Genomic DNA, 19717 nt, shown 5'->3' with positions numbered 1-19717 from the left:
ACGTAAAGAGTGGGGGGTTAAGCATACATAACGACTAAAGAAAAGCGAAGACGTACACCAACGCTCGTTTATTTTGACTTGGTTTGTTAACCTGAGCTACCTCAGAATATAAATTTTATAACCCCAGAAACACAATCAAAAATTACTATTTGATAGCCTTAAGGTCCTGTAAGATAAGCAAAAACCCCCTCATCCTTATTGTTATCTATACTAAGAAAACGGTATGACTTCAGCGTATACAACGAAGCCATAGCGTTTCTTTTTCTACTGTGTTGAACTCTTATCAGTACCAAGAAAACAACGTATTCATAGTATACAACGTACACGGAATGTCCCAGGTCGTTTGATCAAACCTTCGGGTTAGTTGTCCGGGTGCCACGAGGGATACCGGAGCCGGAGCCGAAGATATGCTCGCTGGCATCTTATGGACAACAGCGCATGTGACAAGCTAGAGGACCGAAGGGAAGCTTTTCACAACACCGTTAGAATTCATGAACATTGTGGCATGATGGCACCCTATAATTTTGAAAATACTTTAGTATGTTAAATTAATAAACTGGGATTATTTCTACTTTTAACCTGTCCGAAATCTTGACAGAAGACCACATGATCCAAAATAAAAGAAGAGGGTAGACCTTATATCGATCCGAAGGTGGTAGTATCCCGAGTCAAGAGTTGGATGCCGTTTTAGATCAGTAGTATCAGGAAATGCTTACGAAAAAACCGGAGAAAGTTTGTGATTTGAAAAAACACTTTCGATATAACCTTACTTATTATCGGATTCGAATTTCAAAAAGTTTTGTTCTCTATTTTTAGAAAAAAATAAATTCATGTAACCTTTTGACATTTACAACCCCTCTATATATTGAAGGGGGGAAATTCAGAAGAAAAAGTTAATGTTTAACAAAGAGTTCACCTAGTAAATAACTAATAAAAATTTGCATGGAGGGGTGGTGGTACAACAATTTTATATCACTGGTAAAGCAATAGCTTCTGTGGAAATGGAGAGCATGATTTTTTCAGCCTGGAAATCAAACTCCTTCGACAATACGCATACGTGTATATGCTTATCAAATGCGTTATATTACAGGGAGCACTTTCATTAGATTTTTGTGCATTGAGCACAGCGAAAGGAATGGAACTTATTATGAAAAAAATATTTATCGTAATTATATCAATAATGATGTTATTCACAACTGTTCCAGCATTTGCTCAAACTCAAACTGACGAAAATACTGGAATTGTTCAGAATGATCACCAGAAGAATATTATGCGTGCATATGGCTTAACAGAAGACGAAATAAATAATCTAACTTTAGAAAAACTTAGAGATGTAATGAATAATGGAAAAATTAAATATCCCTCTTACTTGGTAAAAGAAACTCCTTCGCATAAAAACAATCTGACAAAAGATTTAGAGCGAAAGATAAAAGCCAAAGGACTGACTGATCAACAAATTGATGCTCTTGGTGATATGGGATTTATGCCTGAAGAAATAGTTAGCTTGGACACAGAAAATATTAAAGATAAACTGAAGGATACAGAAATACCATTTACAACGTCTGTCTTACCTTCGGTGACTACAAGCGCAACCCCGCCTTCTGGATATCACTGTGTCAACCAAGTTCCTGACAATGGAGGAACTGATGAGTGGTTCCATCCTAATGTTGATGTAAGCACGGCAGCAGTTGATTTTTATGTGGAAGCCTCTAAGTATGCCGCAAAGTACATCTTTAATGATACGAGCCTATCCAATCTTCGGTATTCATATTATTTGTGGGGTGAATGGGGGGAAGATGCAAATACTACTTGGTGCCATGAAGGTGTTGATCTTCAGTATGTACCAAATAACAATAGGGCTGTGCGCTTAAACATGAAAGGTAATGTAACCTATTCTGATGGGTACTATCTTAATGTTTATGACCCGATTTTAAAGGTCACCTATAATTATCAACATTTAACAAACATGCCTACTTTTACAGTAGGACAATACTTAACTGTTGGCACAATTATAGGATATCAAAATCCAGGGGATGCACATGTTCATACTCAAGTGGAATCAGGCAATTGCGGTACAACTATATATTCTGGTCGTGATCTCAACCTTCAATGTATTGAACCTTATGCAAAAATGATATATTGGATTTAACTACATGTTTAATTAAAAGAAATTCAGGGGTAAAGAGGATTTAAGCTGCCTCTTTACCCCAAAAGGAGTTACTATAAATGAAAAAAGTTTTTGTGTTATTACTTTTGTTAACTTTAGGACTTTATGGTTGCACTTTCAGTCAAAGTTCAGTCTCAATGCCTAAGAAAGATGATAATAGGTTCCCTAGTCAGTTAAATGGCTATATTACAGACAAACTTAGTGTCCCTTTAGAACTTGGATATAATTTTTCTTCCGTCTTTTGGATAGATAACGAACGAATAATAGTAGTTGAAGAAAGATTTGAAGATCAAAACGATACAACTGTACCCCATAAAAAAGTATTTATTTTTAATAGAATAGAAAAAACTATCCAACTAGTTTTTGATGGAATACTTTTTGGAAATATACAGGTAAGAAATATTAAACCATCAATTATTAGTCTTCAAAGTAATAATAAATTTATTATCATTGATATATCCAATCTCAAAATTATTAAAGAAGTTGCATTCCCACAAGAATTATTAGAAACTGATGTATCTCCTGACGGGACTCAATTAGTGTATAGTACCTTAGATGGGCTTTATATATCGGATATAAATAACCTTTCTTCTTCTACGTTAATTGTTAAATTACAACATGGATTAGGCCTGGTGTCACCTCGATGGTCTTTAAATAACAAAATAATTTATAACAATTATTCAAACAATAAAGTGACAATAAATGTTATAGATACTAATTTAATGAAATACAAAGAATACACTGTCGTGGATAGTGATAGAGTTGTGGCCTACTGGCTACCCGATAATTTGGGATTTATTGTCTACCGGACAATCGGACAGCCTCCAGATAGATTGGATCTCGTAAAAATTTCGTCAGATATTGTTACGACTATTCAAGATGATGGTCTTATTAAAGTACAAGATTTGCAAGGAAATATTATATTATACAGGTTATTTGATTCAAAAGAATCTACTTTCAGGATGGTTCTCCAAGATCCCCAAAAAACGCAAAAATTAATTATTTCGAAAGGTTTCTTAGGCATGGATTGTGCTAAAATTTCGCCCTCAGGAAAATATATTGTTTTTATAGGGGCGGTAAGTGCGGATGACCAACCAGAATTGTTTATTGTAAATAAAAGGTGAGTTATTATTGACTTCATTGTTGTTGGTAGAATAAATTTATTCCACATTACTATTCCCAAGTGCCATACAATCGATTGCGTTGTCCGATTGCTAAACTACAGTTAATCTATATAGGTCCTATTTATTAAATTATTTCAATGCTTTTGCTTTTTAGCACAGCCTCGTGATATTCGAGTGTCTGTCGTCCTGACTAGGGAAAACAAATCGCTGAATGATAAGTACGCAGGGCCTTGACTCTCGCCTCCGAAGTGTGTCATGAAGGAATTGAGATATAAGTGAATTCCATGCTTTGCAAAAAATGTGGGCAGGTCCCTCGAACTTGGTATCCATGTGCTGGAGGCAAACAACTTTAAAGGGGCTGTGTTTTAAAAGGGTGGTAGTGAGCTTATTGTTTCCTCAAATTGTATCCACAAAAAAGGGAGATGGTAAGACCTACAGATACCTTCATATCGTTGAATCCTATAGGGACGGTAAAATCTTGAAAAAACGACGTATTACCAGCTTGGTCAACATTGATGAGTGTTCTGAAAAGGAAATTGAGCAGATCATTCTTAATCTTAAACTTAATTCGCTCCTACAAACCAGGGTCTTGGGTTCGCTCAATGACCTTGATCCTAAATAAAGCAACCTTACATTTTGGGGTCTCCTACGTGGTTCAATTCCTCGGGTTCGACAGTCTGTAGGCACGCTTTGTATGCCAGTTGCTGTTCAAGGTACTTTACTTTTGCTTCTGGATCTGTGTAGTCTTTGAGATATGACCCGTATGTTTTTAAGTCCCTGAACCCTCTTTGACCTTCGGTTATCTCTGTTCTTTGATAGACCTTTCCGCCCGTCGATTCGTACTTAATCAGATGCATATCTTCCAGTTCTGAGCGCAATTGGGGCCAGGTCTGATTGAGGGTTAGCCCCTGCAATTCTAACGAGGAGAAGAGATAACCAACACAGGAGGACATGAGCTCGTATCCGTTCTTCTTTGCGGTGATAAACAGGCCTTAGTTCCAGCATGGTTTTAAGAGTTCGAAACGCTCGCTCAACTTCAAGGAGTTGCTTGTAACCTAGGGCAACATTTTCCACGGAAAGGGTATCATCAAATGTGCGGATCAGATATTTTCCATCGAGATGATCCATCGTTGCGAATACGTTTAAGCCAGCTATTCCATATTTATTGCAATTGTAGCTTCATTTGCTCAAGGTATCACGATAAATACCGAACTTAGTAGTTGTCTCCTTAAGTGGTCTAATCGAAATCCCCGGCGATGGATTTTTCAGTAAAAGACAATAATAATCAAGAGATCTTCCAGGCTTATATTAAAAGAATGACTGAAAAGTTGAAAGGATGTGGAGGAACTGGAGGGACTGATCTCGACTACAATTGTTGCTATGTTATTGTTTATTGATCTAGTTGTGATAATGAGAGCAATCAAAAAGGAGGATAATAATAGTTTAGGTATTGGTACTTTTTTGGGGGTAATAATGATTGGTTATGTAACGTTTACAATAATAGCATTATGTGCTAACCCTCACTAACACTATGTTTGCTTTCTTTCGCAATTTCCACCTCGCTTTATAAGATAGGCAAAATGGATATTTATATTTATATGTTATAATAGGTACTTACATGATTGAACTAGGAGACCAGGATCTTTTGATCTTGGTCTTTTAAGTTATCTATGATGCTTTTCATAACGTAGGTGGGTTACAGGGGTAAACAAATAGATTAGTCATAATCATTATTATCAGACTCTAAGGGAAGCTAACCCTTCACTGAAGACCGCAATTTCAAAGGCGTTTCCACTTCTAAAAAAAGTAAGAGTTACAGCTGACTAAAGCAAGCAACTCTTTTTTAAAACACTCGTTCATAATTAAGATCCTTTGCCGCCAATTTTCTTTCCAGCCAAAAAGCACAAAACTATAATAGCCACTGCTAATCAGAAACTACAATACAACTTTATTGGCGGCTTGAGTCAAGGGATATATGAATTGTACCCATGCTTAAAAGGAGGGGCTATTCGCGCCTTTTAACATATTCTTCATACAAAGTTTATGGAAGGGCAAAATTATGGTTTATGATAATTAAAGAAGATAACTACTAAACTGTTGATCGATATTGCACTTTTCTAATCAAGAGCGTGGGTCCAAAGGCGAATAAGCATCAACTCAACCGATGGTTACCCGTTAATATAACGGTTTGATATAAATCTTACTTTTTTCATTCATTAGCCTCCTTCCCTCCCCCTCCTGACGAAGGGATTTCTTTTGCAAATAAATTAAGCCTCAGTATTACTGAGGGCATTAAATACTTAACTGATTTGTTATGTATTGCTCGGAAGGCCTATTCTTACCCGGTTCAGCGACACCATTGCTGAAGATAAGCTCAAAGATGCTGTCAAAATGGTCATTCTACTGCATAAAAGCAGACGTATATATTTTCCAGCCGCAAAGTTAAAACATCACTCATATCTGTGCGGTTTTCTGCAATACATCACGACCATGCTTATTGCGGCTGAGAAGCTAACGATGATTTATCCATGTAATACGGATTTGCTGTACTTTAGAATCATCTTGCATGATATCTGAAGTCTACGAACTGAAAACTGACGAAACAGGCTTGGGGGCACTCATCGATATTGTTCATCAAAATTTCCACTTACTTTGTAACCTTTTGTCCCATTTATATACTCTATAATATTAGAATAATAGAGAGGGGAAATGTGTAATGAGAAAAATAATACTCATACTTCTAGCTATCTTTATGCTATGGGGTACTTAAGTAGCTTTAGGAGCCGCGGTAACTAAAGTTAGTGCGAATGGGATAATGAGCCCAGCAGTCTACAAAACTATTTCAGGTGGAGAATGCAAAATCGTAAACAATGGCAATGGCACAATCAGCATTTCTGGTTCAACCTCAACCTACTATGCAGTCGACAAAATAGGTTTAACATTGAATTTGCAATATTATTCCGGTGGAAAATGGTCTTCATTAAATAACTATAGTTACAGTAATTCCGATTCGGATTATGTTTCTGGAGGAAAGATACTTAGTGTATCAAGTGGGTATAGCTATAGGGTAGTTGCGCAGCACACTTCATTGGATGGTGGAGTAAGCGAGAGTGGTCAATCTTACTCAGAAGCCATCTATATTCAATAATATCAAAATGGTTCAAGCTTATGGGAACTTAAGAATAAAAACTTCCCATAAGAAAGGGCCTAGCCAGTGTTTGGTTAGGCCCTTTCAGTTAATTGATTGTGCGATCTTCGTAATTTCCTCTTCAGGTAGTTTCCCTGTAATTTGCAGCAATAGACCTCTTAATTGCCAATTCAAGGTGTTGATACCGTTTTTATGCATAAATAATATGGCATTATTACCGTTAATTAACAGATTTTTTGTTACAGTATCATCGGTATCATACAATGTTCCACGTGAAGTTTCATTTGCGCTATTTTGTTGACTGAAAACGATTACGTCTTTATTAAGATTATATTCAATAGTAATTTGATAAACATCTGCTCCTAAAGATGAAAGAACAACTCTGCTTTTATTAGCCTCATGGGGGAGGTAATTAGGGATGGCCAATCTATATGGAATTGAATCCTGAGCTTGTTCTAGGTTAACCTCTTTTTCAAAAATATCTCCTATATCCTGTACCTTGGGTACACCGGACGTATCATCCTGTTTATAGGTTTCAGTTCTGTTTTGAGTGGTTTTTCCAATAATGTAGTTAAAGAATTCTGCAATTTTTCCGCCGAAAGCATTTGCATTGTTTGGGTATGAAAAAGTTATTGCACCGATTGAAATGACAATGACTGCGGCTACAACAATTCGTTTTTGGTTGAAAAATCGCTTTTGTGTTTTGGCAATATCATCTGTCATTAAAATTTGCTGTCTAATTTTCTCCCACTGATTATCTATATTGGGAACCTCAATATTAGATCCCAGCTCTTCTGATAAGTGGTTTGTTATTATTCTATCAAACTCTTCTTCTGATATGGACATTACAGTTAACCTCCCGTATATTGATTAAAATCTTTATCTATCAGTTTTCTGAATTTTACCTTTGCTCTATGTAATCTTACTTTTGTGTTTGAGAGGTTAATACCTAATAAATCAGAAATTTGTTGCAACGTTAAGTCAGCATAATATTTAAGAACTAAGATTTCAGTTTCGTTATGTTTTAACTTGCTTAGAGCATTGTCAATGTCTTCTTTAAGTTCTACATCGGTTTCTTTACTCTCTTGCAATATATTTAAGTGAAAATCCGTTAATGAAGTAATTTTAGAGTTATTTTTATCCTTCAACATTCGTTTCGCTTCATTTAATGCAATAGTAATAACCCACGAAGCAAATTTATCCTTAAATTTTAATTGATTAATTTGTTTGTAAGCAATAACAAACGCCTGTTGGACGGCATCTTCTGATATATGTTTATTATTGGTATATGAATATACAGTTTGATAAACTTTCTTATAATTTTGTTTAGTAATGATTTCAAATATTTCCAAATTAATATCAGCGTTTTTATTGTCATCCTGCATTCCATTTTCACCCCGCATTAATTAATTCTGGCAAGACAACATAAATCCTTCTTAGATTGCGAATGTCCGTTAATTAAAAAGAATTGTGTAACCTTTTGACATGTTCAACCCCTCTGTATATTGATGGAATGAAAAGATAAAGCAGAATCCAATTGAATAATTGATGTATCTTTACTTAGGAGTCATCAAGAGAATTCAAGAGAGGCCACTGACTTTGAATAATAATTTTGGCAGCTTACAGAATGAACCATATATCTATTTTAGGAGGAACTATAGTGTTGAATAAAATATTATTATTGCCCGTGTACTTTTTTGTATTTCTTCTCTTAGCTCAGGGTGTTCTTCATCGCAATTGGAAATAAAGTCCGATGAAGTGAAGGTTACGAAGCAAATTGTTCCGCTGCAATCTTCGTCTGAATATCGTAAACTTTTCAATTTGTTTAAAACCCGTCATCCTAAGGATAAAGATCACGAATCAACGCAAGAAACTAAACAAGTAATAATATCTTGGGAACTCGACCCATGGATAAGAGCAAAAGATCCAATTCGCCATTATTATGGACCGTATATTATAGTCATTCCGCCAAAAGATAATCGGGAATATGTGGATGATGATTTTGGGGGAAAGTCTTATATAAGATCTGTACTTTATCAAATCGTGATGAGTATCTTAAAAGACTATCCTGAATATGATTGGACAAACCTCGAATCTTTCGGATGGTTTTTTCACGAAAATCGTTTGATCAGGGAAATATAAATGTAGCCATGAAAAAGAGAAACGATACGTTTGACCAAAGTCAGTTAATTAGAGTATATTATATATATTTTGACCCAATCACCAAGCATGGATGGAAATCAGCACGGAAATCCCTAATCAGATAGACGGGAGCGATATTAAATTGATCCTAATTACAAAAACCGTCTGCAAACGAATCGCTTACTACCGACAAAAACGTAATTTAACCAGAGAAGAGTTAGCCTATAATGTCGGGCTAAATTTGAAACATCTTATCAAAATAGAAACGGAGTTAAAAATTCCTCGTATAAGCGAGCTCGTTCAATTGGCCGCCGGACTAGGTATCTCGATCGACGAGCTTATAGATAATTAATAGAGGGTTCTCATCGGAAATGGTGAGAGCCCTATTGTATATTTGGAACTAGACATTATGGTAAGCAGAAAGTCTTAATTATGTAGTATAAGTGAAGTAGGATGAAATTTAGTGTTATTTCATGAAGTTAAAATACTGATTAAGGGAGATATAAACTCCTCTTTCTGTTTCTTCTCTAAGTGTCATTGATTATGAAACTGACATCAGTCCTCGGGATTGCCGGGGACTTTCTTTTTTGTGAGAACAAATCTGCAAACAAGGGAGAGATTGTATGTCCGAAATCGAAAAATTATTAAGGCAAATCGAAACACTACGTTTAAACATGATCAAGGTAAAAGAAGGCAGACCTTATACCGATCCGAAGGTTGTAACCGCAAGTCGAGAGTTGGATACTGTCTTAGATAAGTATCAAGAGATGCTAATGAAAAAGTCGGATAAGGACTAGAATAGAATTAGAGTTCCCAGCACTTAGAGAGAGCTCTAATTCATTATTCAGTCGCCTTCTTCAAATTCAGCAACAGAACGATCAATAGTCCTTACAAACTCGATAAGGCCGGAATGTGTCCGCCCCTACTCCATTGCAGATAGTGAAATTAATAATGTAGTAATGGAGTGCAAGACTGAGCCCCAGAGAACAAAGGAGGTTATGAATAAGCTAAAGTCATTGACAAATTCCTCAAGAAAGAGGTAAAATTATCTGAATTGAGGTGGGATAAATCCCCAGTATAAATATGTAAATATTCGGAAGTTGCTCTTTGGGGTAGCTTCCTTTCGTTTTGCTTAAAAAGAGATGTGCTGCCGCTATGTGAATAAGAGAGGAAGGATGAATATGTCAGTAGAAACCAATGTTCCAACTTGTGAGAGATATCACAACTATAAGTATCCTATGTGTCTAACCCGCAACGCCAAAACATTACCGAGCTTAAATGTAGTAACTTGTCCATACTTCAAGTGAAAGGACGGGATCAGGCCTACGTATCATCGAGCACATGGAAGGAATAGACGTAGAAAAGAAGCTTTTGCTCCAACACATCATTCTATCTCACCACCAAACGCCAGAGTGGGGAAGCCCGAAGCGGCCAATGATTAAAGAGGCGGAACTTCTGCACCACTTGGACATGATCGATTCGCGCATGTTCGATGTTGATAAAGCGGTCACCAGGCAAGCCCCGAAGAAATTCTACCGTAATGGGAGCCTAAGCGTATGGTCGCTAGAGGGACCTTTTGAAGTAGAGCAAGCTAGTGAAAAGTGGGGTGTGGCACTCTTTCACATAAGAACGCCGAAGAAAATTGTGATCGTTGATGGAGGGACGTTCCCACCACCTGAGGGAGTCGATCTTAATGTGCTCATAGTAGATAGTGAACCTACAGGAGAACCTGATCCTAAGATGGTGTGCATCAGTCGCGAGGGATTCTAGGGACATTTCCTTACGATGACTCATTTTATGGCATAGCGAGGATTATGGTGGCAAAAGCGTCCCCGTGATTTTTCTATTCCAGGTTTATAGATTGCGCTATGCCATTTCTACCCCTATATATTTAAATAAGCACAAGCATCCAACCCGTTCATTCGGATTGTTTGCCTGTGCTTTTATTGTACCAATAGGAAATTTGGTTTTTTAGTTAGCGTTAATTCTTTTCGTTTTCTAGTTCTGAAATAATATTACGGACTGCTTTGTTAACATCATCGTTAAAATGATTTATCGCTTGGCTCACATCATTATGTTTAAAAATGCCACTCCTCATGTTTTCTGCTACACGCTTAAACTTGTTTTGATTCGCCTTGTAATTATAGATGCTCATATCTTTTCTCTCCTTGCTAGTGTAAAAATGTAAAACTTTATGCCCTTAGTATACTGCAAATGATAATTATTATCAACTATTTTTAAAATGTTGTAATATTAAAATAATACTGAAGTATCTGGAACTTGCCGATTTGATCTAACGTTTATCCTGGTCACATTTTCGCTGTATGGATATTGAGATTTTAGACCATAAAACAGGCCAAACCCGTCATGTGTTTTATTGGCAAAGTAGCAATCATGGACGGAACCATGTATGACCGTTCAGGAACTAACAGAGAGCAGTTCTAACACGGTTACAGATCCGACAAGTCAAAACAAGTCGTGATTAATTCGCTTCGTCAAAAGCTTATCGCAGACGACAACCTGAAGGCTTTGTCTTTTTATAGCGAGGAGGCTATACAAGGCGATGAAAATAGGACGATGTTATATCTCGGTCCCAGTTCCAAGAAGATATTTATGGGAATGGAAATTACCTAATCGTATTCTCGAATTGACAATTTGCAAGGTGTAATTGAGGGGAAATACCTAAAATATTCTTTCCAAGATGTCCTTCTAATGAGGACATTATACCAATATGTAGCAGTAACAAGGATGGTGCTACTGAGCCAAAGACTATTGAAAAGGAATCCTCAATTGAGAGCTTTATGTAGTTATGAGCAAAAAATATAGCTCAGGAAAGTATGGTTATCTATGTCTTGTTTTTCTCGGAAATGTATATGCTTTTCTGTAGGCCAAAATATGCGTTCTGAAATATATTCATTTCTATGCCAAAAAGTATACGTTTCTAGTGTGAACAAAAGTCTTACGTCATAGGGGATTCGAGGTATTTTTCATATTTGGCGAATTCGAATACAATTCAAAAAACATTTCTGTTAAAACATAGGAGTTGATTACATAGCTTTATTAAGAAATTGGTTCTATTATTGGGAGTCTAGCGAACAACTACGACATCTGAGACAAGTAAGTTCGGTGGACCGTTGTAGGATTTAGAGATAAATTCTACAAACCAATACATAGAAAAAAAGAGTAAGCAGAAGAGAAAAGAGTTAAGATTAAAACGAAAATGGTAAAATCGACCTAAAGGTAGTAAACTAAAAACAGGCGAATCGACGCTTAAGCCTAAATCTGACCGAATATGAGGAAACGAACTTGAGTCAATTTGTCTTCATGCCTTTATCGGACTCAAAAGGAACAAAAGTAGAGATATTTCTTGAAGCATTTAGTCTTTATATTGCGATTAATACTGTAAGTTAGTGGAAATAGAAAGGGATTAATTATGGGAGATACAAAATTACCTAAAAGTACTACACGGTTTTTAGTCGAAATATTAGAGATTGTACTTATTGCCTTCGCATTATCGTGGGTATTGCGCACCTACGTTGTTGAACCGCGCAAAATTCCCAGTCCTTCCATGGTTCCAACAATTCAGGTTGGCGACCAAGTCATTGTAGACAAGTTTTATTTCAAGTATTTTGACCATATTAGGTCAGGAGACATTATTGTTTTTCGTCCACCACCGGAAGCCCATTCTACAAAGGACTTTATTAAACGGGTCGTGGGCTTGCCCGGGGATAAAATTGAAATAAAAAATCAGATGACTTATATCAACGACAAACCCCTTTTTGAACCTTATATAACTGCCCATTCTAATAATAATTTTGGTCCAGTCGTTGTTCCTAAGGATTCGGTTTTTGTAATGGGAGATAATCGAAATAATAGTGACGATTCAAGAGTATGGGGTTTCTTACCGATGCAAAACATAACTGCAAGAACTCTTTTTCGCTATTGGCCTCTTAGCCATTTTGGTGTTCTTGCCCGTTAGTATGGAGACTTTTTTAATCATAATATACATCTATCAGTTGTAATTTTGTCTCGTTAAAAGATTCGTAGAATATAAAAAGAGCTTATTTAATAGGTCTATCTGTGCTTTTCAACCTCTTTTATCGGACTCTAATAAGAATGTATCGCAAGTGACTCTCGCACACAATTGTAAATCGACGTGAGCGGGAGAGAAACAGACTTTGGCCTTTCTAACAATAACATGCTTAGAAAGGTAAAAGCGAAGGGAATGAAAACAACTAAATCGAATGTCAGGGAAGAATTTGAACAAAAATGGGGAATTAGGTTTTATAGAGCTTGTCATAGTAGATCATCGTCCTGATAAAAGATTTCATGAAATCACCCATAACCATTATAAATAACATTGGGGGTAAAATCACCCCTTCTAAGCAGAGAGGCGCATTACGAACTTTATCGCTGCGAATGTCAAGGATTAGTCTGAAATGATAGAGGAATTGTTAGACTTATCCAGTGAGTTGAAAAGACAGTATGTAAAGTTGTGGCTAGTCGATTTGAAATTTCAAGTTCGAAGAAGTTTTGAATTTTTCAGAGTTGCATAAGTGGAATAGACCAAGCCATGTACACATATTAGTAGGGTAAGAACTCCGCCAGGGGGGCATGAGATGAAGAAAAGAGGATTATGGTTACTCATCGGAATCAGCATCGTGTTGATGGGGGGACTTTTTGGGCGCTTTTTTTGGCAGCCAGACCCTACTAATTTGGTCACACACAGCTTAGAACGATTGAACGCAGCGACCTCTTTTCGCTACAGTTTGACCCAGCATCAATGGGTCGAGGGAAAAGATCGGGTACTCACCCAGATCCTAGGGGAAAAAGACGGTGCCAACGCTCGGATCTTGGGGCAGCTGACAGGAAGCGAAGTAGAGATGATCAAAATTGGAGATTCTACCTACAGCAAGGATCCTTTTAACAAGAAGTGGATCAGGTTTGCTAATGCTCCAGCAGCGCAGGAAGTCTTCCTGGCGGAGCTCAACCCCTTATCTTCGCTTCAAATGAAAGAACTTGGAGAGGTGATGCTTAGCGGTCAAGGTAAGGTTAACGGAGAAAGAGTATGGATTTGTAATTTAAAACCCAGTGTGCAGAATCAAATGATGGAGGTATTTTGGACCGATTTCCAGTATACGCTTTATATTCGCAGGTCTGATAAAATGTTAGTAAAAGCGACAATCGAAGCGAAAAATAAAGCTAAGTCCGACCCCATGACAATGACACTTGAGTTTAAGGATATTGGGAAGAAAATAACTATACAAGCGCCGGATATCTAAAGATGATGCTCAATGAGTAGTGCGAAAGAGGCAGGATTACACCCACAAGTGGGGTAGCCTGCCTCACTTATGTATTTGGCAACTAGCTATGTGTATAAAACACTCAGGATTCGTAAAATGTTTGCACAACGGACAAGCCTCTGATATAGTTTTGGCATAAGTTTTATCCGACGACTAATCGCCACGAATTTGAGGTTCGGAGTTCACAATCCGGAGTGAGAATATGCAGCGTATATCGTACATTTAGTCTCTGGATAAGTATAATTAAAAAACTTTTATGAAGTATGGGACTTGATTAAAGTAGGTAGTAGTTCTTACAATGCAAGGTATGGTGGAGGTGTACATTATGGAAGAATATATTGCAAAAGTTTTAATCACACGAGAAGCTTTGGGAAAGCGTGTGGCCGAACTCGGGGCAGAAATTACACGTGACTACGAAGGGAAGAATATCCTGGTCCTAGGGATTCTTAAAGGCGCCGTTCCTTTCATGGCGGACCTCATTCGGGAGATCAAATTGCCATTGACCTATGATTTTATGGCGTTATCAAGCTATGGGGCGTCTACACAATCTTCCGGCGTTGTGCGAATTCTCAAAGATTTGGAGCGTAGTGTTGAAGATGTCCATATTTTGATTACTGAGGATATCGTGGATTCTGGCTTGACGTTAAAGTATCTAAAAGAAAATTTAACTGCTCGGAACCCTCTTAGTGTGAAAGTAGCTACATTGCTCGACAAGGCTACCCGCCGGCAAGTTGATGTCTTTCCGGATTACAATGGATTTACGATCCCCGATGAATTCGTTGTAGGATATGGTTTGGACTTTAATGAACAGTACCGCAATTTGCCTTATGTTGGTGTTTTAAAACAGGAAGCTTATAAAGTTGATTAGGAAGAACTGGCGCACTGAAAGCGCTCTCTGAGCAGAGAATTTCCCTCTGGGTTTGAGGCGGAAGAGGCTTGGTGTGAGAGTTTAGGATGCTGTTTGCATTCATCTCAAAGAAAATTATAGATAGTATTTATAATATTAACAAGAAATGGTAGTGATAAAAAAGTGACACAAGAAGTCGTTTTAGTTTTGGATTTTGGAGGACAGTACAATCAACTCATTGCTCGCCGTGTGCGAGAGGCCCATGTGTATTCTGAAATGGTTTCCTATAAAACCCCAATTGAAGAGATTCGTGCTCGCCAGCCAAAGGGTATTATCTTCTCGGGTGGACCAGCAAGCGTAAATCAGCCCAATGCTCCAGAAGTGGACCCGGAAATTTATAATCTAGGGATCCCCATCCTGGGGATTTGTTATGGAATGCAGCTAATGACCATTCAATTAGGTGGAAGCGTGGAACACCCAAAAGCCAAAGAGTATGGAAAGACGATGGTTACAGTTGATATTGCAGCAGATCTGTGGAAAGACTTGAGTGGTGAGCGTCCGTGTTGGATGAGCCATGGTGATTCCGTACAGAAATTACCGGAAGGTTTTACGGCCGCTGCCCATACAGGGCATACCCCGGTCGCAGCCATGATGGATGTTAAGCGGCGTTTTTATGGTGTTCAGTTTCATCCGGAAGTAAAGCATACCCCGGATGGTCAAACCATGTTAGAACATTTTCTCTTTGATATTTGTGAATGCATTGGGGACTGGACTATGGAGTCCTTTATTGAGTTGCAAGTTGCTGAAATTCGGGCTAAAGTTGGCAAGGGACATATACTTTGTGCGTTGAGCGGTGGAGTGGATTCCTCGGTGGCTGCCGCTTTAGTACACAGGGCTGTTGGCGATCAGCTAACTTGCGTCTTTGTTGATCATGGATTCATGCGTAAAAATGAGGCGGAGCAGGTCAAAAAGATTTTCACAGAACAGTTTCAACTGAATTTAGTGTTTGTAGATGTGAGCGAGCGATTTATGCAAAAGCTCGCAGGCGTCTCCGATCCCGAAATGAAACGCAAAGCGATCGGGAATGAGTTTATCCGCGTCTTTGAGGTGGAAGCATCAAAACTCGGTCAGGTCGATTTCTTAGTACAAGGAACGCTTTATCCAGATATTGTAGAGAGCGGGACAGAAACAGCGGAAACTATTAAGAGCCATCACAACGTTGGTGGTTTGCCAGAGGATATGAAATTTGAGCTTATCGAGCCATTGAGGATGCTTTTTAAAGATGAAGTGCGAGAACTAGGCGTTGAACTGGGAATGAGTGAGGAGATTGTATGGCGTCAACCGTTCCCTGGGCCAGGCTTGGCTATCCGTATTCTCGGTGAAGTGACTCGTGAGAAATTGGATATTTTACGGGAAGCGGATGCTATCGTTTTAGAAGAAATCCGTCGTTCAGGAATGTATCGAGACTTGTGGCAAAGTTTTGCTGTCCTACCCTCAATCAAAAGTGTCGGCGTGATGGGAGATGGCCGTACCTATGAATATCCCATTATCGTGAGGGCTGTAACCAGCGAAGATGCTATGACCGCAGATTGGGCCAGACTCCCCTATGACCTCCTGCAAAGCATATCCTCCCGGATTGTGAACGAAGTACAAGGGGTTAACCGCGTTGTTTATGACATCACCTCCAAGCCCCCTGGGACGATTGAATGGGAGTAGTTCTAAAAGTTCGTAAACACAGGATTACCAGAGTTTAAAGGTTGTCTGAGTATTTGCTGGGTGGTTATGATTTCAGCCAGTTTTTGGCGTCATCATAACCACCTGTTTTCTCGTTTATCGGTTTACCAATTTGCGATTAGGAGTTGGTAAAATAAAGACTTTTACAACAATTGTAGGAAAAAGTTTATCTACTTGTCAGACTTAAGGGTTCTGAAGTTAATGGAAAACACCCATAAATTGCTGTATTATTAATAAAAGTGACTTCGTAATTTTGTGTTTTCAAGCAAATCGAGGGAGGCAATTACAATGAGAGTATTAGTTAGAGAACCGCTCAATCAACCTTTACACTTGAAGGAGATTGAAGGCACTTTTGAGGACTTGCAAGAGCTAGTCGGAGAATTTATTGAGATTGTACCAATAACAGATGATATAGTGTGCATATGTAATGAGAAAGCTGTATCGCAAGGACTCGGAAACAATTTCTATGATGATCGGCTTGGTTGGGTTGTTGGGACTTGTGTATTCACTGCAACTAATGACACAGAGTTTACTTCACTTTCAGATAAGCAGATTGGATACGTATCAGAGTATATAGGGTTCCCAGTAGTTTAATAAGCGACAGTTACAAGAATAGGACACCATCAAGAAGGTGTCCTATTCTTGTATTTAGTACTTGAGAAAAAATGTTGGTATGATGGAGATGGGCGCACTCTCCGTAATTCGTCATTTACGTTAACTATTGAAAAATTATTAGAATAAGAGAAATATAAGATCTATTTCGACAGATTGCACCCTTTATGTCTGTCGGAAAAAAATATAAAATAGTAATAATATTAAGATTGGTGAGAAAATAATAGGTATTTCTATAATTTTTAACTTTTTGCTAAACAGGATTTTCTGACGTTTATATAGAAAGTTGGATGGGCATGAGCAAAGAGCAAATATTCAATATTTGTGACATTTTAGTTGATCAGTTAACAGTTCTTAAAGGGTATGTACAACTGGATAAGATAAATAATAAGATTAACCATTCAATTGTCATCTTAAAAGAAGTAGAAAATATTGAAAAGCTGGTCAATGAGTTAGTTAATCAATTATTAACGATGAATAACGATAGCAGATGCTAGTTTTCTTCGTCTAAGGAGGTAGGATTGTAGTGAGTAATAATCATATTATAGTGGTTGATGATAATTATGGCATCCGGCGACTTATGGTTGAATTTCTGACTCAAGAAGGTTTCTATGTAAAAGAAGCGTCTGATGGATCAATGGCTTTACGACTTGTAATGGAGGAAACACCTAATCTTGTATTACTCGATATGAGGATGCCTGGCTTAAGTGGTTTGCAAACCCTAACCAAATTAAAAGATATAGCTCCAGAGACAATCGTTGTCATCATGAGTGCGTATTTTGATGCCAAGGATTTAAACGATGCGGTCCAAGATGGGCGCATAAAATACTTTATAATTAAACCTTTTGACTTGGTTGAAGTACGTGTTCTAATAAACCACTTAATGTGTAACATGGATAAGTATCTAAAAAACATAATCTCATAGCTCACACACGCTCAAGACAAATTCAGAACTCAGGAAAACATGATTGTTCATTGACTATTTTCAACCCAGATCAGTGCAATTCTCTGGAATGATGGGGAACGGTGTCACTTTGGCTTTACGGTTGAAGAAAGTGTTGGAACATAGTAAAATCGATTAGGTAAACGATAACTTCATAACCAACAAATACGAAAACTCTTAATTAACCTGTATTTTATGAGCAGCAGATGCCCTCATTTTTCAGAAGAAATTCATCGTTCAGAAATGTATCGTGGTTTGTAGCAAAATTTGCTGTACTTCCTTCGTTTGCAGGGGTCAATCACTTGTTTATGATATTCCTCGAAACCCCTTAGGACGATCGAGTGGGAATATGTGTTTGTGTCATACAGGCTCTCTCATAAAGTAAAGGGTTCATGGAGCGTTTGAGCATTTGTTAGGGGGTTATGATTTCCGCCACCTTTTGGCGACTTCGTAGCCTCTTGTTATGTCTATATCGGCTCTTTGCACAACTTATATTAGGTATGTTTGTTTTTTACGATCGAATGCAAATCTAATTTTGAGAAATAATAAGAAAGCGTGATCTGAATATGATAGTGCTAATAAAAATTAATGATATGAAGTTAGATGCAATCTAACGACGAAGTCTTATTTGAAAATAAATTGCTTAACTTGTTGAGAACTTGACGCCTGACCCTTGAGCATTGTACTAAAAAGAAGATGGCAAATTAGATTCATTATAATATGTAAATGTCGCAAATATCGAATAAAGTGATAAGGATTAGGTGAGTATTATGCCACTACCTGAGAATAACTTATTGTTTGGGTTCGCGCCAAGATTAACTGCGGAACAACGTGAATACGTTGACGCCATATTTGATAACCAATTGGTCATGGTAAACGCCAGGGCTGGATCTGGAAAAACTACACTCGCAGTTGCCTGCGCTAAGATTTTGAAAAAGCCTCTAACATATATTTTTAACCCGGTACAAGAATCCTATATGGGTTTCAGACCAGGAACTCAATCTGAAAAGGAAAGTATCTATCATCAACCGTTGATAGACGCTTTATTAGAAATTAATGAAAATCCAGCTCAATGTATTTACAATGAAGAAACATTGGCAAATGAAGCAATTCGTAGAAAGGTGAGTATTAAACGAGTGATGGATAGCATTTGGTGTTTTCCTAAGAGTCCATTATTTCTTAGAGGCACTAATCTCAAGGACATGACAATAATTATTGATGAATGTCAAAATTTTACTGTCCAAGAATTGAGAAAGATCCTAACTCGAGTACATGACTCGTGTAAAGTAATTTGTATTGGACACTCAGGGCAAATTGACATCCCTATTTCAAAAAGCGGTTTTGTTCCATATATGGAACACTTTAAAGATCAACCGTATTGCAAGATTGTTTCACTTACAAAGAACTTTCGTGGAGACCTTGCGAATTGGGCAGACGCATTTCAAAATACTTAACTATTGGTAAAGCTATAAACGATGAAGTTGGAGAAAAAAGCGTTGTACTATTATTTGTACAGCGCTTTCTTTAAGTGCGCCACGCATGGCGATAACTAGGTGGTGATAGTCCGCTATGGGGAGAGACTAACGTGATATGTGAAGTGTTTGCATGTCGTCACTGGACCGTACTCTGTTCTTTAGATAAAAATATTACTATTTTACATTATTCTGTAGTTAAGCAGGAATATAGTTATTGATGCC

Annotated in this window: 21 protein-coding genes; 17 read left to right on the top strand and 4 right to left on the bottom strand. The window is 37.7% G+C overall.

All coding sequences use genetic code 11. The features are described from left to right. Positions 1-1117 precede the first annotated feature (1117 nt). The 3 genes from DOT_RS11785 to DOT_RS31405 all read left to right on the top strand — a co-directional run bounded on the left by DOT_RS11785 (position 1118) and on the right by DOT_RS31405 (position 3913). Positions 1118-2149 carry a hypothetical protein gene (locus tag DOT_RS11785; protein ID WP_040411957.1) on the top strand — a complete coding sequence of 344 codons (1032 nt, stop codon included), beginning with the start codon at positions 1118-1120 and terminating at the stop codon, positions 2147-2149. A 77-nt stretch (positions 2150-2226) separates the two neighbouring features. After that, positions 2227-3291, top strand: coding sequence for a hypothetical protein (locus DOT_RS11780; protein ID WP_009618695.1), 1065 nt, complete (start codon positions 2227-2229; stop codon positions 3289-3291). A gap of 379 nt (positions 3292-3670) precedes the next feature. Then, positions 3671-3913, top strand: a complete 243-nt coding sequence (locus DOT_RS31405; RefSeq protein WP_207637044.1) for a hypothetical protein — start codon at positions 3671-3673, stop codon at positions 3911-3913. Positions 3914-4134: 221 nt separating this feature from the next. On the opposite strand, the gene DOT_RS11765 is transcribed toward DOT_RS31405, so the two are convergent. Continuing rightward, the gene (locus tag DOT_RS11765; protein ID WP_009618689.1) at positions 4135-4419 is read right to left on the bottom strand and encodes a transposase; all 285 of its coding nucleotides are present in this window, start codon (positions 4417-4419) and stop codon (positions 4135-4137) included. Between the two features lie 1191 nt (positions 4420-5610). On the opposite strand from DOT_RS11765, the gene DOT_RS30425 reads away from it, so the two are divergent. Further along, positions 5611-5868: a hypothetical protein gene (locus DOT_RS30425; protein WP_157998444.1), complete on the top strand. Its 258-nt coding sequence runs from the start codon at positions 5611-5613 to the stop codon at positions 5866-5868. A 238-nt stretch (positions 5869-6106) separates the two neighbouring features. Further along, entirely contained in the window at positions 6107-6439 is a 333-nt protein-coding gene (locus tag DOT_RS11760; protein ID WP_009618683.1) for a hypothetical protein, read from the top strand. Between the two features lie 84 nt (positions 6440-6523). Here the strand turns inward: DOT_RS11760 and DOT_RS11755 are convergent, their stop codons facing one another. Together DOT_RS11755 and DOT_RS11750 are read right to left on the bottom strand one after the other, a co-directional pair. Then, the gene (locus DOT_RS11755; RefSeq protein WP_009618681.1) at positions 6524-7285 is read right to left on the bottom strand and encodes a DUF4367 domain-containing protein; all 762 of its coding nucleotides are present in this window, start codon (positions 7283-7285) and stop codon (positions 6524-6526) included. A gap of 5 nt (positions 7286-7290) precedes the next feature. Beyond that, a complete protein-coding gene (locus DOT_RS11750) occupies positions 7291-7842 on the bottom strand; it encodes a sigma-70 family RNA polymerase sigma factor (RefSeq protein WP_242833824.1) in 552 nt (183 codons plus the stop codon). A gap of 355 nt (positions 7843-8197) precedes the next feature. On the opposite strand from DOT_RS11750, the gene DOT_RS31830 reads away from it, so the two are divergent. The 4 genes from DOT_RS31830 (at position 8198) to DOT_RS32695 (ending at position 10351) form a co-directional block, all read left to right on the top strand. Beyond that, positions 8198-8581, top strand: a complete 384-nt coding sequence (locus DOT_RS31830; protein ID WP_242833823.1) for a hypothetical protein — start codon at positions 8198-8200, stop codon at positions 8579-8581. 91 nt (positions 8582-8672) lie between these two features. Further along, on the top strand, positions 8673-8933 hold the full coding sequence (locus DOT_RS11740) for a helix-turn-helix transcriptional regulator (protein WP_242833822.1): 261 nt from the start codon (positions 8673-8675) through the stop codon (positions 8931-8933). A gap of 271 nt (positions 8934-9204) precedes the next feature. Beyond that, positions 9205-9378, top strand: coding sequence for an aspartyl-phosphate phosphatase Spo0E family protein (locus tag DOT_RS11735; RefSeq protein ID WP_009618674.1), 174 nt, complete (start codon positions 9205-9207; stop codon positions 9376-9378). A 544-nt stretch (positions 9379-9922) separates the two neighbouring features. Continuing rightward, on the top strand, positions 9923-10351 hold the full coding sequence (locus DOT_RS32695; protein ID WP_040411950.1) for a hypothetical protein: 429 nt from the start codon (positions 9923-9925) through the stop codon (positions 10349-10351). Between the two features lie 211 nt (positions 10352-10562). Here DOT_RS32695 and DOT_RS31050 read toward each other — a convergent pair whose 3' ends face one another. Next, on the bottom strand, positions 10563-10736 hold the full coding sequence (locus DOT_RS31050; RefSeq protein ID WP_009618670.1) for a hypothetical protein: 174 nt from the start codon (positions 10734-10736) through the stop codon (positions 10563-10565). A gap of 1278 nt (positions 10737-12014) precedes the next feature. Here DOT_RS31050 and lepB point away from each other — a divergent pair. From lepB to DOT_RS11690, 8 genes are all read left to right on the top strand, one after another. Then, positions 12015-12560 (top strand): signal peptidase I, encoded by a 546-nt coding sequence (gene lepB / locus DOT_RS11725; protein WP_009618667.1) that lies wholly within the window; start codon positions 12015-12017, stop codon positions 12558-12560. A 640-nt stretch (positions 12561-13200) separates the two neighbouring features. Beyond that, positions 13201-13863, top strand: a complete 663-nt coding sequence (locus tag DOT_RS11720; RefSeq protein WP_009618663.1) for a hypothetical protein — start codon at positions 13201-13203, stop codon at positions 13861-13863. 346 nt (positions 13864-14209) lie between these two features. Then, positions 14210-14752 (top strand): hypoxanthine phosphoribosyltransferase, encoded by a 543-nt coding sequence (gene hpt / locus DOT_RS11715; RefSeq protein WP_009618661.1) that lies wholly within the window; start codon positions 14210-14212, stop codon positions 14750-14752. A 162-nt stretch (positions 14753-14914) separates the two neighbouring features. Continuing rightward, positions 14915-16447, top strand: coding sequence for a glutamine-hydrolyzing GMP synthase (guaA, locus tag DOT_RS11710; RefSeq protein ID WP_009618659.1), 1533 nt, complete (start codon positions 14915-14917; stop codon positions 16445-16447). A gap of 306 nt (positions 16448-16753) precedes the next feature. After that, positions 16754-17059 carry a DUF3846 domain-containing protein gene (locus DOT_RS11705; RefSeq protein WP_009618657.1) on the top strand — a complete coding sequence of 102 codons (306 nt, stop codon included), beginning with the start codon at positions 16754-16756 and terminating at the stop codon, positions 17057-17059. 308 nt (positions 17060-17367) lie between these two features. After that, the gene (locus DOT_RS11700; protein WP_009618655.1) at positions 17368-17574 is read left to right on the top strand and encodes a hypothetical protein; all 207 of its coding nucleotides are present in this window, start codon (positions 17368-17370) and stop codon (positions 17572-17574) included. Positions 17575-17603: 29 nt separating this feature from the next. Beyond that, a complete protein-coding gene (locus DOT_RS11695; RefSeq protein WP_009618653.1) occupies positions 17604-18002 on the top strand; it encodes a response regulator in 399 nt (132 codons plus the stop codon). Positions 18003-18790: 788 nt separating this feature from the next. Next, a complete protein-coding gene (locus tag DOT_RS11690; RefSeq protein ID WP_009618649.1) occupies positions 18791-19474 on the top strand; it encodes a PhoH family protein in 684 nt (227 codons plus the stop codon). Positions 19475-19717 lie beyond the last annotated feature (243 nt).

The organism is Desulfosporosinus sp. OT (assembly GCF_000224515.1).
Taxonomy (GTDB): Bacteria; Bacillota; Desulfitobacteriia; order Desulfitobacteriales; family Desulfitobacteriaceae; genus Desulfosporosinus.
The sequence above is the reverse complement of the archived record's forward strand: the minus strand, read 5'-3'. Positions and strand labels throughout refer to the sequence as shown.

Bases quoted from the DNA above. Each gene is read 5' to 3' on its own strand.
- DOT_RS11780 (WP_009618695.1), top strand. From the start codon at position 2,227: ATGAAAAAAGTTTTTGTGTTATTACTTTTGTTAACTTTAGGACTTTAT.
- DOT_RS11765 (WP_009618689.1), bottom strand. From the start codon at position 4,419: ATGGATCATCTCGATGGAAAATATCTGATCCGCACATTTGATGATACC.
- DOT_RS11760 (WP_009618683.1), top strand. From the start codon at position 6,107: ATGAGCCCAGCAGTCTACAAAACTATTTCAGGTGGAGAATGCAAAATC.
- DOT_RS11755 (WP_009618681.1), bottom strand. From the start codon at position 7,285: ATGTCCATATCAGAAGAAGAGTTTGATAGAATAATAACAAACCACTTA.
- DOT_RS11750 (WP_242833824.1), bottom strand. From the start codon at position 7,842: ATGCGGGGTGAAAATGGAATGCAGGATGACAATAAAAACGCTGATATT.
- DOT_RS11740 (WP_242833822.1), top strand. From the start codon at position 8,673: ATGGAAATCAGCACGGAAATCCCTAATCAGATAGACGGGAGCGATATT.
- DOT_RS11735 (WP_009618674.1), top strand. From the start codon at position 9,205: ATGTCCGAAATCGAAAAATTATTAAGGCAAATCGAAACACTACGTTTA.
- DOT_RS32695 (WP_040411950.1), top strand. From the start codon at position 9,923: ATGGAAGGAATAGACGTAGAAAAGAAGCTTTTGCTCCAACACATCATT.
- DOT_RS31050 (WP_009618670.1), bottom strand. From the start codon at position 10,736: ATGAGCATCTATAATTACAAGGCGAATCAAAACAAGTTTAAGCGTGTA.
- lepB (WP_009618667.1), top strand. From the start codon at position 12,015: ATGGGAGATACAAAATTACCTAAAAGTACTACACGGTTTTTAGTCGAA.
- DOT_RS11720 (WP_009618663.1), top strand. From the start codon at position 13,201: ATGAAGAAAAGAGGATTATGGTTACTCATCGGAATCAGCATCGTGTTG.
- hpt (WP_009618661.1), top strand. From the start codon at position 14,210: ATGGAAGAATATATTGCAAAAGTTTTAATCACACGAGAAGCTTTGGGA.
- DOT_RS11705 (WP_009618657.1), top strand. From the start codon at position 16,754: ATGAGAGTATTAGTTAGAGAACCGCTCAATCAACCTTTACACTTGAAG.
- DOT_RS11700 (WP_009618655.1), top strand. From the start codon at position 17,368: ATGGGCATGAGCAAAGAGCAAATATTCAATATTTGTGACATTTTAGTT.
- DOT_RS11690 (WP_009618649.1), top strand. From the start codon at position 18,791: ATGCCACTACCTGAGAATAACTTATTGTTTGGGTTCGCGCCAAGATTA.